Source organism: Brevundimonas sp. UBA2416 (assembly GCF_002343105.1).
Classification (GTDB): domain Bacteria; phylum Pseudomonadota; class Alphaproteobacteria; order Caulobacterales; family Caulobacteraceae; genus Brevundimonas.
This window is the reverse complement of record NZ_DDRM01000025.1, coordinates 2,540-3,384: the sequence shown is the minus strand read 5'-3', so window position 1 is coordinate 3,384 and position 845 is coordinate 2,540. Positions and strand designations below refer to the sequence as shown.

At 67.6% G+C, this 845-nt stretch carries 1 protein-coding gene; it reads right to left on the bottom strand.

The window, feature by feature from the left end:
- The coding region (locus tag B3E43_RS08560; protein ID WP_349677569.1) for a peroxidase family protein at positions 1 to 845 on the bottom strand (845 nt) is incomplete at both ends.

The following is an 845-nucleotide window of genomic DNA, read 5'->3' as shown; positions in this document are numbered from 1 at the left end:
AGCTTGAACCAGGCGCGGGCGAAGGCGTCGCCGAAATAGGCCGGATTGGCGCGGAATTTCTCCATCACCTTGCGGTATTCCGGGTCGATCTTCATCGCCATGTCGGCGGTGGTCATCATGGTCGGCACCCGCTTGCCCGGCGTATGGGCGGCGGGTGCGAGGGTGTCGGCGGGGTCGCCGACGGGGTGCCACTGTTTGGCTCCGGCCGGGCTGCGGGTCAGCTCGTACTCATGGTCCAGCAGCATGTCGAAATAGGTCATGTCCCACTGGATCGGCGTGGGCGTCCAGGCGCCCTCGATGCCCGAGGTGATGGTGTCGTCGCCCATCCCGCTGGCATGGCCCGAGATCCAGCCCATGCCCTGCTGGGCGATGTCGGCCCCCTCGGGCGAGACGCCGACCTTGGACGCGTCGCCCGCGCCATGGGCCTTGCCGAAGGTGTGGCCACCCACCGTCAGGGCCACCGTCTCCTCGTCATTCATGCCCATGCGGGCGAAGGTCTCGCGGATGTCGCGGGCCGACTGCAGGGCGTCCGGCACGCCGCCCGGGCCCTCGGGGTTCACATAGATCAGACCCATCTGGATCGCAGCCAGCGGGCTTTCCAGCGCCATTTCCTTGTCGGGCTGGATGCGGGTCTCATTGCCCTCTTCGCCGACCCATTTCTCTTCCGTGCCCCAGTAGACGTCCTTCTCGGGTTCCCAGACGTCGGCCCGGCCGCCGCCGAAGCCGAAGGTCGGCCCGCCCATGCTCTCGATGGCGACATTGCCGGCCAGGATCATCAGATCGGCCCAGGACAGGCTGGCCCCGTATTTCTGCTTGATCGGCCACAGCAGGCGGCGCGCCTTGTC